Source organism: Pseudomonas benzenivorans (assembly GCF_024397895.1).
GTDB classification, from domain to species: Bacteria; Pseudomonadota; Gammaproteobacteria; order Pseudomonadales; family Pseudomonadaceae; genus Aquipseudomonas; species Aquipseudomonas benzenivorans_A.
On the sequence record NZ_CP073346.1, the window covers coordinates 633,130 to 646,776 of the forward strand.

The window sequence follows — 13,647 nt, forward strand, 5'->3', positions numbered from 1 at the left end:
CGAACGGTCGCCTGCTGGCGCAATAGCGGCAAGGGATGCGCGCGAGTGTCTGGCTCAAGGGCCGTACAGGCAGATGGGGCAGCCTCAAGAACCCAATTCTCAAGAAAAACCTCAACTTATAACCACGTCATCTAATAAAACTGTGATGCGCCCCCTAGAGTTACAAGGGCTGGAATGCAGTGATCGACCCATGCTAGGGACCGCAGCCGGGTATTGCCGGGGCGGTATGTCAGTCCACGCCCGGTGTGACGCCGCAGTTCGCAGTGCCTAGAGAACTGGCATTGGACGCCACGCCAAGAACAACAAAAGGCAGATGGTCATGTTCAGACAACCCAAGTTTCGGCAAGCAGGCCTGATCGTATTCGCCACGACGGTTATCCTGATCCTTCCCAACCTGACCCGCCTGGTCAGCTGACTCAACAGGTTTCCTCACCCCTTGTAGCGCCGTGGCGCGGCTCTCGGGGCATGACACGGGAAACGCCAAAGCACGCTAGAATCGGTGACTGCGGGCCTGAGGCCCCAGCCACCGCATGCCCCTGTCGCGCAGTAGCCGGTGCCCCAACTTTCATGCAGCGGCGGAAGCGAACATGCGTCGATTGATACTCGCCTTGATGATACTGAGCACTTGGGTGCAGGCGGCAGAGCTAAGCCTGGAAATAGGTGCCGTCAGCCGCAGCTTGAGCAGCGCCGAGCTGCTCGCCCACCCCCAGGCACGCTGGATCGAGATTGTCGATGACGTCAGCTACAAACGCGTCATGCGCTACCGGGCGGTGCCGCTGACGGCGCTGCTGCCAGGCATAAACCCTGACGACCATCTGCAGGCAGTGGCCCATGATGGTTTTGCCGCCGAGCTACCGGCCAGGCTGCTGCTCAACCGCACCGGTGCGCAGCCCTGGCTGGCCGTGGAAGACCCGCGCGCGCCCTGGCCGCCACTGGCGCCCAACAAGGCCAGTGCAGGCCCCTTCTATCTGGTCTGGACGAACCCACAGGCCAGTCGCATCGGCGCGGAACAATGGCCATTTCGGATCGCCCAGATCCGCCGGCTGCCACCGGTCGAGCAGCGTTTCCCGCAGCTGTTGCCGGCCAAGGATGCGGGCAGGCAGATACAGGCCGGCTTTGCCCAGTACCAGAAGCACTGCATGGCCTGCCACCGCCTCAATGGCGCCGGCGACTCCAGGTTCGGCCCGGACCTGAACATCCCCAGCAACCCCACCGAATACTTCGCCGGCGACTATCTCGCCCGCTACATCCGCGACCCGCAAAGCGTGCGGCGCTGGCCCCAGGGGCGGATGCCGAGGTTCGATAACTCACTGCTGAGCGATGGGGAGCTGGCGCAGCTGCTCGCTTATCTGGCTCACATGGCCGGGCGTAAAGTGCTTGCGCCCTAGCCAGGCTGCACAGCATCAGTTCCAGTAGTCGCCAGGCGGTGCCGGCAGATCGCCCAGCAGCTCGCGCAGGCCGGTGCCCCACTGCCGGCGAATGGTCTCGAAATAACTGTCGCTCTCCTCCACGCGAAAGCCGCTCGGCAGCATCAGGCTGTCGGCTCTGTAAACCAGCACGTCGAGCGGCATGCCGACCGAGAGGTTGCTGCGGATGGTCGAGTCGAAGGAAATTAGCGCGCAGCGCAAAGCCTGCTCCAGTTGGGTCTGGTAGGTGAGGGAGCGATCGATGATGGGTTTGCCGTATTTGCTTTCACCGATCTGGAAGTACGGCGTGTCCTCGGTGGAGGCGATGAAGTTGCCCTGGGGATAGATGTTGTAGAGTTCGGGCGGTGCGCCCTGGATCTGCCCCCCAATCAGGAACGAACAACTCAGGTCGACGCCCTGGGTCAGATCGCTCTTGCCCTCGCGCGCCAGCGTTTCACGCAGCGTCTCGCCCAACAGCAGGGCGGCGGCGAACAGGCTGGCCACGTTGTGCAGATGAGGACCTTCGCCGTTCAGGCGTTGACGCAGCAGGCTGATTACCGACTGCGACGTGGCCAGGTTGCCGGCGCTTTGCAGCACCAACAACCGCTCGCCGGGTACGCCGAACACATGCAGTTTGCGAAAGGTCGCGATGTGATCGACCCCGGCGTTGGTGCGTGAGTCGGAAACAAAGACCAGGCCTTCGGCCAGGCTCATCGCTACGCAGTAGGTCACGCTAACCCCCCTCAGCAGTACCGGCCAGGCGGGCCCAGGCCCGACGGCGCCGCACTACTGCGCCTGAGCGCGCAGCAGCGGCAACGCATTCAGCTTCGCGCGCATCTGCTGGCCGCCCCCACCGCGGCGAACACCGCGCACCGGGCAGGCATCCAGATAATCCAGGCCGACGGCCAGCTTGATATGCCGCTCGGGTATGCTCAGGCAATTGGTCACGTCGAAGCTGTACCAGGCGCCATCCAACCAGGCTTCGGCCCAGGCATGGCTGGCCATGTGCTCGTCTTCGCCGGTGTACAGATAACCCGACACATAGCGCGCCGGGATTCCCAGGCTACGCACGCAGGCGAGGAAGGCATGGGCCTGATCCTGGCACACCCCCTGTCGCCCGGCAAAGGCTTGCGCGGCGCTGGTTTCGGTCTCGGTGCTGCCTGGCAGGTAGCTGATATGGGCGTTCAGCGCATGCATCAGGTCTATCAGCGCCGCGCGGTCGCGGCGCTGCTGGCACTGCTGCAGGGCGAACTCGCGCAACGCTTCGTCCGCCGCGGTCAGGTGGGTGAAGCGCAGAAACGGCAGGGCCGACTGGTCCTCGTGCTCGGACTCGCGCTGCTCGTCGATGTCGACCTGACCGCGGGCGCCGATCACCACGGTGTCGTGGGGTTCGTCCAGGGTCAGCACATGGAGGATATTGCCATAGGGGTCCAACTGCGCGCGGGCGGGATGGGGCAGCTTGAGCTGCCAGTTCAATACATGCTGGCGCTCGCTGTCATGGGGCGTCACGCGCAGATACTGAATGCTGGCGCGAACCTGATCTTCGTAGTGGTACGTGGTGTCATGACTAATGGACAGTCTCATGCGACCTCCAGGTATGACGTCTGTATGGCTTGGCCCAGCAGGCGGACCTGCTGGATGAAGTCGGTGAGCCAGGCGTGCAGCCCCTCATCGAGTATTTCGTTGATGCCGGTATAGCGCAGGCGCGCTTCCAGCTCCGCGGCCAGGCGCTGGGCCGGCCGCCCGTTTTCGCCCGGCAAATTGGCGAGCATCAGGTTGAGCTCGTCCATGCACGCCCGCAGGGAACGGGGTACTTCGGGCCGCAACAGCAGCAGTTCGGACACCTTGCGTGATCCGGGTGAGCCACGGTAGATCTCGGCGAAGGCCTCGAACGACGACAGGGCCCGCAGCAAGGCGGTCCACTGGTAGTAACTGCGCGCCGGCCGACCATCAATCTCGTCGATGTCCTCGCCGAGCAACTCATAACGGGCATCGAGCAACCGCAGGGTATTGTCGGCCCGTTCGATGAAGATGCCCAGACGGATGAAGCGATAGGAGTCGCCACGCATGATGGTGCCGAAGGTGGCGCCGCGGAACAGATGGGAACGCTCCTTGACCCACTCACAGAAACGGCTGATGCCGAAGCGCCCCAGCCCCTGCTCGGAGATCCCGCGAATCTCCAGCCAGGTGGCATTGATGTTCTCCCACATGTCCCCGGTGATGCGCCCACGCACGGCATGGGCATTGGTTCGTGCGGCCTGTAGGCAGCAGTAGATGCTTGCAGGGTTGTCCGCATCCAGGGCGAAGAAGTTGAGCATGCGCTCGGCATGCATCTGCCCATGCCGCTCCAGGTACTCATCCAGAGTGCCGGTAATCAGCAGTGGCATGGCCAGTTCATCCAGGCCATCGCCGCTGCCGTCCTGGGGCATCAGCGACAGCGAATAGCTGACGTCGAGCATCCGCGCCAGGTTCTCGGCGCGCTCCAGGTAGCGCGACATCCAGTACAGGTCCGAGGCAGTTCTCGAAAGCATGATCAGTCCTCCACCACCCAGGTGTCCTTGGTACCGCCGCCCTGCGACGAGTTGACCACCAGCGAGCCTTCACGCAATGCCACACGGGTCAGGCCGCCGGGCACCAGGCGGGTTTCGCGACCGGACAGGACGAACGGACGCAGGTCGATGTGCCGCGGCGCGATACCGTTCTCGACAAAGGTCGGGCAGGTCGACAGCGACAGGGTTGGCTGGGCGATATAGGCCTCCGGCCTGGCAATCAGCCGCGTGCGAAACTCCTCGATTTCCGCCTTGCTCGCCGCCGGTCCCACCAGCATGCCGTAGCCGCCGGAACCCTGGGTTTCCTTGACCACCAGCTCCGGCAGGTGGGCCAGCACATGGGACAGTTCCTCGGGCTTGCGGCACTGCCAGGTCGGCACGTTCTTGAGGATCGCCTCCTCGTCCAGGTAGAAACGGATCATCTCGTCGACATAGGGGTAGATCGACTTGTCGTCCGCCACCCCGGTACCGATGGCATTGGCCAGTACCACATTGCCGGAGCGATAGGTCGACAGCAGCCCCGGCACGCCGAGCATGGAGTCGGGATTGAAGGCCAGCGGGTCGAGGAAGGCGTCGTCGATCCGCCGATAGACCACGTCCACCTGCCTGGTCCCTGAAGTGGTGCGCATAAACAGCTTGTCGTCACGCACCAGCAGGTCGGCCCCCTCGACCAGTTCCACCCCCATCTCGCGGGCCAGGAACGCGTGTTCGAAATAGGCACTATTGAATCGCCCCGGGGTCAGCACCACCACAGTCGGGTTGTCCAGGGCACTGGAGCTCTTGAGGGTCTCGAGCAGCAGACTGGGGTAGTGGTTGATCGGGGCGACCCGCTGTGCGGCGAACAGCTCGGGGAACAGGCGCATCATCATCTTGCGGTCTTCGAGCATGTAGCTGACACCGCTCGGTGTGCGCAGGTTGTCCTCCAACACGTAATAGGTGCCGTCACCGTCGCGTACCAGATCGACGCCGGCGATGTGTGCATAGAGATCGCGGTGCAGGTCGAGGCCCTGCATCGCCATCTGATAGCCCTCGTTGGCCAACACCTGCTCGGCGGGAATGATCCCGGCCTTGAGGATGCGCTGATCATGGTAGATATCGGCGAGAAACATGTTCAGTGCCTGCACCCGCTGGATGCAGCCACGCTCAACCATCTGCCACTCGCTCGCCGGAATGCTGCGCGGAATGATGTCGAAGGGAATCAGGCGCTCGGTGCCCTGGTCATCGCCATAGAGGGTGAAGGTAATCCCGGCCCGGTGGAACAGCAGGTCGGCCTCGCGCCGCCGTTGCGCCAGCGAATCCTTCGGTGTTTCCGCCAGCCAACGGGTGAACTCGCGATAGTGCTCACGACACTCGCCGTTCGCCAGGTACATCTCGTCATAGAAGGTGCGCGCCATGCCGTACTCCTTGCCCCCGGATGCACTAGAGCGTTGCAAAGCCCGAGCCACCAGGCTTATCCCTGTGAATTCAATCTGTTACGCAGCTGAAAGGAGTAACCCGCACCCCTAAGGCACAGCACGGTGATTTCTGCCCCCATACGCGCCCCACCAAGAGGCATCGGATAGCGCAATCGCCGCTCACTACCCCTCAGTATAGGCACTGCCCTCTAAAGCGCCGGGCAGCCCGGAAAACATCCGAGTCGAGCGACGCGAATCACGCAAACGCGAGGTTCAGCCAGTGCCGGTAGAAACCCTGAGCCACCTGGTTGCGGGCCGCGACCCTGGCGGGCAGCCGATCGAGCATCTCGGCCGTGCTCTGCCAACTGGGCTGCCAGCCGCTTTCCGTATAGGGCATGCGCCGGACCTCGGCGCCCAGCGCCCTGGCCAGCAGCTGAGCGCCCAGGCACCGGTCGATCAGGGGGATGTCACGGCGTATGAAGTGCTGCAGCGCGGCGACTTCCGTGGCCGGCCAGGGCAGTGCGTCATTGACGCTCATGGGCCCACCCATGATGGCCACGACGCGGGGCCGCTCCAGGTCATGGCCATCCAGTTCGCCAAGTTCGACGCGCAGCACGCTGAAGTCGCGCTGCGCCTCATCGAGTACCTGGGCCAGATAGCCCGGCGGGCAGTAGTCGATGTGGGTAAGAATCAGAATATCGCTCATCACAGCCTCCGCCGCCCTGAGTGGGACATTGGGCAGGCTCGAGTCGAGCCGTCGGCGGCCCGCGCCCTCATCGGTCAATGACCGATGAGGGCCTGCCTCCGGGCACCCACTAAGGTCGCGAGGCCTTCACCTCCTGCGTGACGCCCCAGCCATCCAGGGTGCCGCCAAGCGGTATCACCACCGACTCCAGGTCATGCTCGAAGTCGCCGATACCGGCGTGGGTCGCATACATCACTTTGCTCACCTGCAGGTGCCAGGCGCCGTCATCGCGCTCGGTCACCAGGGCATGCAAGGATTCACCACGAAAATTTCTGGTCGCCATGCGGGCCCGTTCCTCATCGGGGAAAATGGCGTAGAACTCGATTGGATGGAAGCTGGCAAAGTCGAAGCCGCCCTCCTTCATCCGCCGTAATACTCCGCTGCTGACATCATCGTACAAGGCTGTGCTCATGAAGTGATCTCCTCAGGCGATGGATGGATTAACCGCTTTCCCATTGCAACCGTCATTACTGCGGCGGTGTCGCGACACCGGAAAGTGCCGTCCCGAGAATCAAGCAAGTGCTGCTTGATGTGTCATAAGCCAGACCTGAAGCCAGGGCTGGTCGACGTAGAGCCATTCAGATCGAATGATTCAGAGCCGTCTATTGCAGGGTAGCGCGCGCCGGACAAGTTTGCTGCGCCAAGCCATCACTAAACGTTTCGCCGGCGACCGGCGGCGCGACTCAGATCGCCGGCCGCGAAATGTCCAGCGACGCTACTCGCGACTGAGCCGGCTCATGATCAGCCGGTTGATCCAGGTCGGCGCGAGCTGCGCCGCCCAGTACAGCAGCTTGAACCGCAGACTGACCGGACGGTGCAGCGCCGCGCCCTGGGCCTGTTGCCAGACGGCCTCGGCGATATCCCTAGCCTGCAGCCTGACGCCCAGGCGGCGCTTGATCGGCGCCTCGAAGTGCTGGCTGGCGAGCATGGGCGTGGCGACGAAGGGCGGCATCAGGTCGCCGACCCGGATGCCGTGGGCGCCCCATTCCAGTTCCAGCGCCTCGGTCAAACCGCGCACGGCGAACTTGGATGCCGAGTAACTGGCCAGGTAAGGCACACCATAGACCGCGGACGCCGAGCCCATATTGATCACCTGGGCGTTACTCGTGGCCTTGAGGTAGGGAAAGGCCGCATGGCTCATATTGAGCACGCCGAGCACATTGACCTGGACCACGCGCACCTGCTCGGCGAGCGCCACTTCCCCGAAATGGCCGGAGCACATGCGCCCGGCACAGTTGAACAGCAGACGCAGCTGACCGCCGTGCAGTGCGCAGAAGTCCGCCAGCGCGACCTGTACCGCGTCCGGATCGGCCACATCGAGTTCGGCATGCCAGACGCCGCCGAGTTCACTCGCCAAGTCGGCCAGGTCATGGTGGTTGATATCGAGCAGTCCTACCGTCCAGCCGCGGGAATGGAACAGCCGGGCCGTTGCCGCGCCAATGCCCGAGGCGGCGCCGGTGATCAGAATATTGTCCACTGAGCCACCTCGCTGGCTATGGAGGATCACACCCGGCCCCGCTACGACCTGCGCCCGCAACTCGACCGCGATGGTGATCTTTATGAGCCTGTGCCAGGCTCGACGGACTGCCGGGCATGGGCCAACCCTATAGCTGTAGGTATAGCCCGGACAGCTGCGGCAGCTTGACCTTGGCGTGTCAGGACTTCCCATCGTCGGCCCGGCGCCCAGCCTGAGGACGCGCCGGAGCAGCGACTGCTGGAGTCCGCCGTCCTGCCGAGGTAAGGACCGATCGCGCAGTGCACAGGGGCCGATGGGCTACGCTTTCAGGTGCTGCCAGACGCTCGCGCCAGCCTTTGACAGCGTGGTCACCGTCTCACCGTTGAGACCTGAACAGGCGAACAGTCCAGGCACCACCCGCAGCCCATTCCTACAGGCAATTGATCATGAGCAAGAAAGAGGCCTACGAAAAGAAGCTGCAAGCCCAGCTCGACGAACTCAGCGCCGACATCGACAAGCTCAAAGCCAGAGCCGCCCAGGCCGAGGCCGACAGCCAACTCGAGTATCAGAAACAACTCGAAGACCTGCGTGAAAAGCGGGCCGCCGCGCAGGACAAACTCGAGAACATAAAAGGATCCAGCGAGGAGGCCTGGGAAGATATCAAAGCGGGCGCCGACGGCGCGCTCGAGTCCTTGAGCGCGGCCTTGAAGTCGGCGAGCGCCCGCTTCAAATAGCGCACATCACCCCGCGAAGGTTGCCGTGCCCGAACCTGGCAATCCGGAGTCGCCGTGAATCAACCGGAGGTAGACGAAGATGACCGCCAACAACGCCTTGCGCTCAGCACTGCTGATGGCTGCCCTTGCCCTGTTCGGTGTTTCGCCCGCCAGCTTCGCGGAGGACGCCGCGAACCAGGCCAGCATGGAACAGGTGAAGCAGGAAACCCAGGACCTGATGCAGGCGATCAAAGGCTACAGCGTCGAGCAGCGCGACCAGGCCATCCAGGAAACCAAGGCGGCGCTGGACAAGGTGGACAATCGCATGGCGGCGCTTGAGAGCCGCATCGACAAGAACTGGGAGCAGATGAATCAGGCTGCCAGGGACGAGGCACGCAGCAGCCTGCAGGCCATCAGAAAGCAACGCATGGTGCTCGCCGAAAAATATGGCAGTTTGCAGAGCAGCTCGGCCGATGCCTGGGAGGAGATGAAGACTGGCTTCTCGGACGCCTACTCCTCCCTGCACGACGCCTGGGAGAAAGCCGCGAAGGACTTCGATAGCCAGAAAAAATAGAGATCCGCGCAACAGCTCTTTTGCAAGGGAGCGGCCATCAGGGGCTGTTGCGACACCCGGATTCCGGCGTTTCTTGAGCTACGAGACTTACAAGCCGACATAGTTGCCCGCGGTAAAGTCGGAGTAGCGGATGATCGCCTTCAGCTCGCCATTGGTCGTGCGCCGGTACTTGTAAAGCCGATCTCCGGCCCATCCCACGAAACGGCAGGATGTCCTCTCGAACACCAGACAGATCTGGCCATCGGGTTTGACATGCCAGCGCCCTTTGCGCACCTCCCAGAAGCGCTCCTGAAGCACGCTGCCGTCCGGATCGTAGTAGGTGTAGGTATTGAGCTTGCGGCTGCGGTTGTAGGAACGCACGGTATTGCCGGAAAAGGCGGCCGTCACCTGCTGGGCGCTGAGCAGCTTCGGCGCGTCAATGGTCGGGCCTGTCAGGGTCGCGCAGCCGGCAACCAGGATCGCGCCGCACGAAGTCATCAGTAATCGTTTCATGTCCTCAGATTCCTTCTGTTCGCGTCAGGAAATAATTGATGCTGCTCAGCATCTGGGTGTGTTCGGCGCACAGGGCGAAGTCATGCTCGCCCCCTTCCAGCTCGCAGAGCTCAAGGTTTGTGTGACCCAACCCACGCCAGCGCTTGACCCATTTGTGGGCCCGGGCCAGACGATGCCGACCCTGCTGTTTGTCGATGCGCTCGCCCTTGCGCAGGCTGGCATCGCGCAGCGTGTCGCGATCCCCCACGAGCACCAGCGTGGGAATCCGCACCAGCGTCTCGATGGACGCAGGCCCCGGCAGTACGGCCGGCCAGCCGGCCAGTCCGCGCGGATACCTCACCGAGTGATCGGGAAAGGTGTACCAGCCTGCCCCGGCCAGTGCCAGGCTGCGCACGGCGCCTGGATAGCAGAGCGCGTAGCGGTGGCTGAACTGCGCGCCGCCTGAATAGCCAAACATATCGAGCGTCCAGCGCGGCACCTTCAGGTCACTGCCCAGGCTCAAGAGCATGCGGTTGAGGGCCAAATCGGCGCGGGTCATGCCGATGCCACTGTCGAGGCGCTGATAGCCGGGAAAACGCTCATGGGTGAACTCCGGCGCCAGCAGGCGAACCCCCAGCTCATCAGCGGTCGCGCTGAAGGCCTCCTGCTGCTGCCGGGCGTTGCGCGAGATGCCGTGGACGCAGATCAACAGCCGATTAGGCTCCGTAACTGTGGGCGGCTCATAGAGCCATGCCGACAGTTCACGGGTGCTATAGATCTCAGCTTTTCTCATAGTGAGTCTCCTCCGCCTTCGCGGCGCACCGAGCTCGACGCTTCTGGCACTACACCGAGTAGCGGCGGCGTCAGCGTCCAGAACCTGGTCGCCCAAGCCGGACGTTTTCCATCCGTGCGCGCCACGATCAGTGTCCCGGCAAAAGCCTCGCTGACCTGGCCCAGCAGCTCATCGATCTCGCTATTGCTCGAGACCGAAGGATGATCGATCAGCAACAGCGAAGGGCGGCGCAACAACCCACGGGCGAGCATCAGCTTGAACTCTTCTGCACTGGATAGCTGGATGCCCTTGGCCCCGAGACGGCTGTCCAGGCCGCCGGGCAAGCGCTCGGCCAGCGAGCGCAGGCCGCACAGGTCGATGGCCTGCTCGATATCCTGCTGATCACCGCGGCGCATGCCGTAGGTCAGGTTCGCCCGTATCGAGGTTTCCCAGAGCGACGCGGGCTCGCTAATCAATACGATTCGACGCTGACGTTCGGCCGCCGCCAGCCCATCCAGCGGGGTTGAGTCGAGGCTGCCGGTCAGCGCGGGGAGCGGTTCGATGCCGGCCAGCGCACGCAGCAGGCGGCTTTTGCCGCTGCCCGATGCACCAGACAGGATCACCCGGGCGCCAGCGGGCGCAGACAGCTTCAGCTCGCCCCGCTGCTCGGAGCTGAGCGACAGCGTGACGGAAACCGCCTTGCCCACAGGCAGCTTGAGCCGGCGGCCGCCCTCGGCGAGCGGGGCACGGCGCAAGAACCGCTGCAGCTTGTAGCGCGCCAGTTGATTCTGTTTCCAGTATTCATAGACCCGCCCGAGGCGTCGTAATTGCGGCAGCATGTACAGCGCCACTATGAGCACCATGACGAACTGATCCGCCGATAGCTGGCCACTGAGCACCCGGTTGTGCCCCACCAGGGCGAGCAAGCCCACCAGACTCAGGCTGATGAATTCAGTACCGCCCCGCAGCAAGCCGCCGCCTTTTGCGCGCTTGAGCTGCCAGCGGTGCATGTCATCGCTCAACCGGCGAAACCTCCTTTCCTCGCGCGCGGTTTGATTCATCGATTGAATCAGCGCCACCGCTGCGATGCGCTGGCTCATGTAGTTCATAAGCCGGGAGCGGTGCATGCGGGTATTGCTGCTGGCGTTGTAGAAATAGCGCCCGCCCAGCCAGTAGATGGGGATGGCGGCAAGACTCAGGACGCCGAGCACGGCGACCAGCAAGGGGTCGAGAAGCACCAGGACAATCAGTGCCACCGCCAGCCAGACCCCCAGCACGGTGAGGCGCGCCACGCCCTCCACCAGCCAGTTGCGCAGGGCCGAGAGGTCCCCGGTCAGGCGCATCAGCAGCGTGCCCCGCCCCACCCGTAGCGCCTCGGCGGTGGGCAGACGCAGAAAGTGGTCGAATATCTGGGTTCGAACGTCATGGATGTAACTCTGGGCAATGCGTTCGGCCACCGTGCGCTCCAGGTAGCGCCCGGCGGACAGCAGCAGCACAAGGGGTACCAGCAGCAACAAAGCCTCGAGGAACGGTCCTTCCTGGGCCATTATCCGCCGGCGAATCTGAATGATGAAAAACAGCAGCGACAGGGACTGGGCAAAGCCGATCAGGCTCAGGCCCACGAGACCCTGCCAGCGCCTATTGTCGGTGACTGCGGCCAAGGTGCTCATCGCACCGGACTCAATTCTCCAAGGACGATATCCACCGTGCGCGTGTCGTAGATCTGCTCGAGGGTGAGCGCGGGCAAGCCGGTGTGATGGCACACTTCCTCGATCAGCAAGGGCGCCTTGGTCAGGGTGCCGCTGATCGCCAGTATCGGCACCTTCTGCGCCGACAGCTGCTGGACCAGCATGAGCGCGCCTGGGGCGCAATCGGCGGCGAGAAAACAACCGTCGCACAGCGCAAGGAAGCCCTGGTGCTCGATCAGCGCCTTGGTTTCCTCCTGCAAGATGCCATCGGCCAACTCGATGACCAGGTACTGCGCCTCATGGGTGCAGGCCGCGTCGATGATCTGCCGGGCGATGGTGAACAGGCGCTCGGTCGGCTGTTTCCAGGTACCGGGCAAGCCCGCATCGGTAAAGTCGTAGGCAGCCATGGCCCCGGCATCGAGAAATCGCCAGACATCCGGTCCCGATCCGGTGCCGGTCAGCTTGGCCGCCACCACCCGACAGGACTGGCGGCTGAGGGTGGACACCAGTGCGGTAGCCAACGTGGTCTTGCCGCTGTTCATGCCGGTGCCGACCACCAGCAGAATGCGCATTCCGCCGGTCACCAGTTCCTCGGGCGGGGGATTCAGGGTGACGAAACGGCTGAGGTTCAGGACCTGCTGATGCTCGTCGGCCAACAGGCCGATGATCTCGATTTCGGTGGCAGGCTTGACCTGGCAATGGCGACTGACGACCTCGGCGGCGATGCCGCCGCCAGCTACCAGATGGGCAGTACTGGTGGTCGGCAGGGTCGCGGCGAACTGGTCGGTGGCATAGCGGTTGCCGGCCGCCAGAATCACTTCGTCATCGGTGAACAGATTGGCGCGCCGCCCGCAGGGCAGTTCGATGCGTGGATGCTGCCGGATCCGGGTGATGCGGGCCAAAAGCAGATCGCCCAAAGACACGGGCTGCATGGGTAACAACGCATGACAGGCGGATATCTGGAGGTGGCGGGTTACATAACTCTGTTTGGCCTTTTGTAACCGCTGCTGTAGAGATGCGACGGAATCACTCATGGCTTGCTCACTTCGCCAGTTGGCGGTGGATTTGCCCGATCCTTTTGGCGCTGGCGTCCTTGGGCTGAAGCAGATGTTTCAGGGTGCGGGTGGTGGTGGAAGTCTTGTCAGAGCGCTTTCGGTAGCTCTTGGTCTTCGTTCGCTCGAGGTTGACGACCAGATTCAAACTGGGCGCATAGCTGACCAGCCGCTCGTCCTTGCGCAGGGAAGAACCGCTGCTGTTGCGGTAGCTGCGCAGGCAGGCGTAACGCTCGGTGCCCAGCACCCGCCCCTCCAGCGCAAAGGACCCTTTGCCCAGGGACTGACACTGCCACTCGCGCAGCGTCCTGCGGCCGTCACGGTAGATACGCCGCAACACGAAACGTTCCGCGCTGCCGGCCGGCGCACCAACCAGGCGCGCCGGGTTACCGCTCTTCACCTCGACCACATAGCCACGCTTTGGGCGCAGAAGATCCTCGCGGTTCGACACAGGCGACACAGGCGAAAGGGGATGGTTGCCATGGGTGTGGCGACGCTTGCGGGTGTCCTCCCAGACAGCTCGGGTACCGTCGTAGGCAATAAGCTTTTCCACCGTGCCATCGGAGTAGAAGGCCACCGACCCCACCGGCGGCCCGGCGTAAGCGAGCAGGGAAAGCAGTGACAGACAGAGTGTCAGAAAGAATAATTTGGCCGCTAACATGAGTCGCTCCCGCTTTTATCAGGCATCGCCGGATGACCCGACGACAGCAGAGACACTCAGTTAAGACTGGACCATGGTCTGATCCGTTCAAGCCGGATTAACCGACTTCCCGAGGAACGGTAGCTTTCTCCTCTTTTTAACCCTCCTCCCTTTACGATCAAGTTCA

Annotated in this window: 15 protein-coding genes; 3 read left to right on the top strand and 12 right to left on the bottom strand. The window is 63.2% G+C overall.

From position 1 onward, the window contains the following. Positions 1–587 precede the first annotated feature (587 nt). Complete coding sequence (locus tag KDW96_RS02805; RefSeq protein ID WP_255838890.1) at positions 588–1,388, top strand: cytochrome c; 801 nt, start codon at positions 588–590, stop codon at positions 1,386–1,388. Between the two features lie 15 nt (positions 1,389–1,403). Here the strand turns inward: KDW96_RS02805 and KDW96_RS02810 are convergent, their stop codons facing one another. The 7 genes from KDW96_RS02810 to KDW96_RS02840 form a co-directional block, all read right to left on the bottom strand. Then, positions 1,404–2,138, bottom strand: a complete 735-nt coding sequence (locus tag KDW96_RS02810; RefSeq protein WP_255838891.1) for a proteasome-type protease — start codon at positions 2,136–2,138, stop codon at positions 1,404–1,406. A gap of 54 nt (positions 2,139–2,192) precedes the next feature. After that, a complete protein-coding gene (locus KDW96_RS02815) occupies positions 2,193–2,990 on the bottom strand; it encodes a transglutaminase family protein (RefSeq protein ID WP_255838892.1) in 798 nt (265 codons plus the stop codon). Beyond that, positions 2,987–3,937: an alpha-E domain-containing protein gene (locus KDW96_RS02820; protein ID WP_255838893.1), complete on the bottom strand. Its 951-nt coding sequence runs from the start codon at positions 3,935–3,937 to the stop codon at positions 2,987–2,989. The genes KDW96_RS02815 and KDW96_RS02820 overlap by 4 nt, the downstream gene beginning before the upstream one ends. Positions 3,938–3,939: 2 nt before the next feature. Continuing rightward, positions 3,940–5,349 carry a circularly permuted type 2 ATP-grasp protein gene (locus KDW96_RS02825; protein WP_255838894.1) on the bottom strand — a complete coding sequence of 470 codons (1,410 nt, stop codon included), beginning with the start codon at positions 5,347–5,349 and terminating at the stop codon, positions 3,940–3,942. 256 nt (positions 5,350–5,605) lie between these two features. Beyond that, positions 5,606–6,055, bottom strand: a complete 450-nt coding sequence (locus KDW96_RS02830; RefSeq protein ID WP_255838895.1) for a type 1 glutamine amidotransferase — start codon at positions 6,053–6,055, stop codon at positions 5,606–5,608. A 109-nt stretch (positions 6,056–6,164) separates the two neighbouring features. Beyond that, on the bottom strand, positions 6,165–6,506 hold the full coding sequence (locus tag KDW96_RS02835; protein WP_255838896.1) for a ribonuclease E inhibitor RraB: 342 nt from the start codon (positions 6,504–6,506) through the stop codon (positions 6,165–6,167). A gap of 303 nt (positions 6,507–6,809) precedes the next feature. Then, the gene (locus tag KDW96_RS02840) at positions 6,810–7,571 is read right to left on the bottom strand and encodes an SDR family oxidoreductase (RefSeq protein WP_255838897.1); all 762 of its coding nucleotides are present in this window, start codon (positions 7,569–7,571) and stop codon (positions 6,810–6,812) included. A 425-nt stretch (positions 7,572–7,996) separates the two neighbouring features. On the opposite strand from KDW96_RS02840, the gene KDW96_RS02845 reads away from it, so the two are divergent. Then, positions 7,997–8,284: a sll1863 family stress response protein gene (locus KDW96_RS02845; RefSeq protein WP_255838898.1), complete on the top strand. Its 288-nt coding sequence runs from the start codon at positions 7,997–7,999 to the stop codon at positions 8,282–8,284. A 79-nt stretch (positions 8,285–8,363) separates the two neighbouring features. Further along, positions 8,364–8,837, top strand: coding sequence for a sll1863 family stress response protein (locus KDW96_RS02850; RefSeq protein ID WP_255838899.1), 474 nt, complete (start codon positions 8,364–8,366; stop codon positions 8,835–8,837). Between the two features lie 87 nt (positions 8,838–8,924). Here KDW96_RS02850 and KDW96_RS02855 read toward each other — a convergent pair whose 3' ends face one another. The 5 genes from KDW96_RS02855 to KDW96_RS02875 form a co-directional block, all read right to left on the bottom strand. Beyond that, positions 8,925–9,329 carry a putative periplasmic lipoprotein gene (locus KDW96_RS02855; RefSeq protein ID WP_255838900.1) on the bottom strand — a complete coding sequence of 135 codons (405 nt, stop codon included), beginning with the start codon at positions 9,327–9,329 and terminating at the stop codon, positions 8,925–8,927. 4 nt (positions 9,330–9,333) lie between these two features. Next, the gene (locus KDW96_RS02860) at positions 9,334–10,101 is read right to left on the bottom strand and encodes an alpha/beta fold hydrolase (RefSeq protein ID WP_255838901.1); all 768 of its coding nucleotides are present in this window, start codon (positions 10,099–10,101) and stop codon (positions 9,334–9,336) included. Continuing rightward, the gene (locus KDW96_RS02865) at positions 10,098–11,741 is read right to left on the bottom strand and encodes an ABC transporter transmembrane domain-containing protein (RefSeq protein WP_255838902.1); all 1,644 of its coding nucleotides are present in this window, start codon (positions 11,739–11,741) and stop codon (positions 10,098–10,100) included. Before KDW96_RS02865 ends, KDW96_RS02860 begins: the two co-directional genes overlap by 4 nt. A gap of 5 nt (positions 11,742–11,746) precedes the next feature. After that, a complete protein-coding gene (locus KDW96_RS02870) occupies positions 11,747–12,700 on the bottom strand; it encodes a P-loop NTPase family protein (RefSeq protein ID WP_255838903.1) in 954 nt (317 codons plus the stop codon). A 109-nt stretch (positions 12,701–12,809) separates the two neighbouring features. Beyond that, entirely contained in the window at positions 12,810–13,481 is a 672-nt protein-coding gene (locus KDW96_RS02875; RefSeq protein WP_255838905.1) for a hypothetical protein, read from the bottom strand. Positions 13,482–13,647 lie beyond the last annotated feature (166 nt).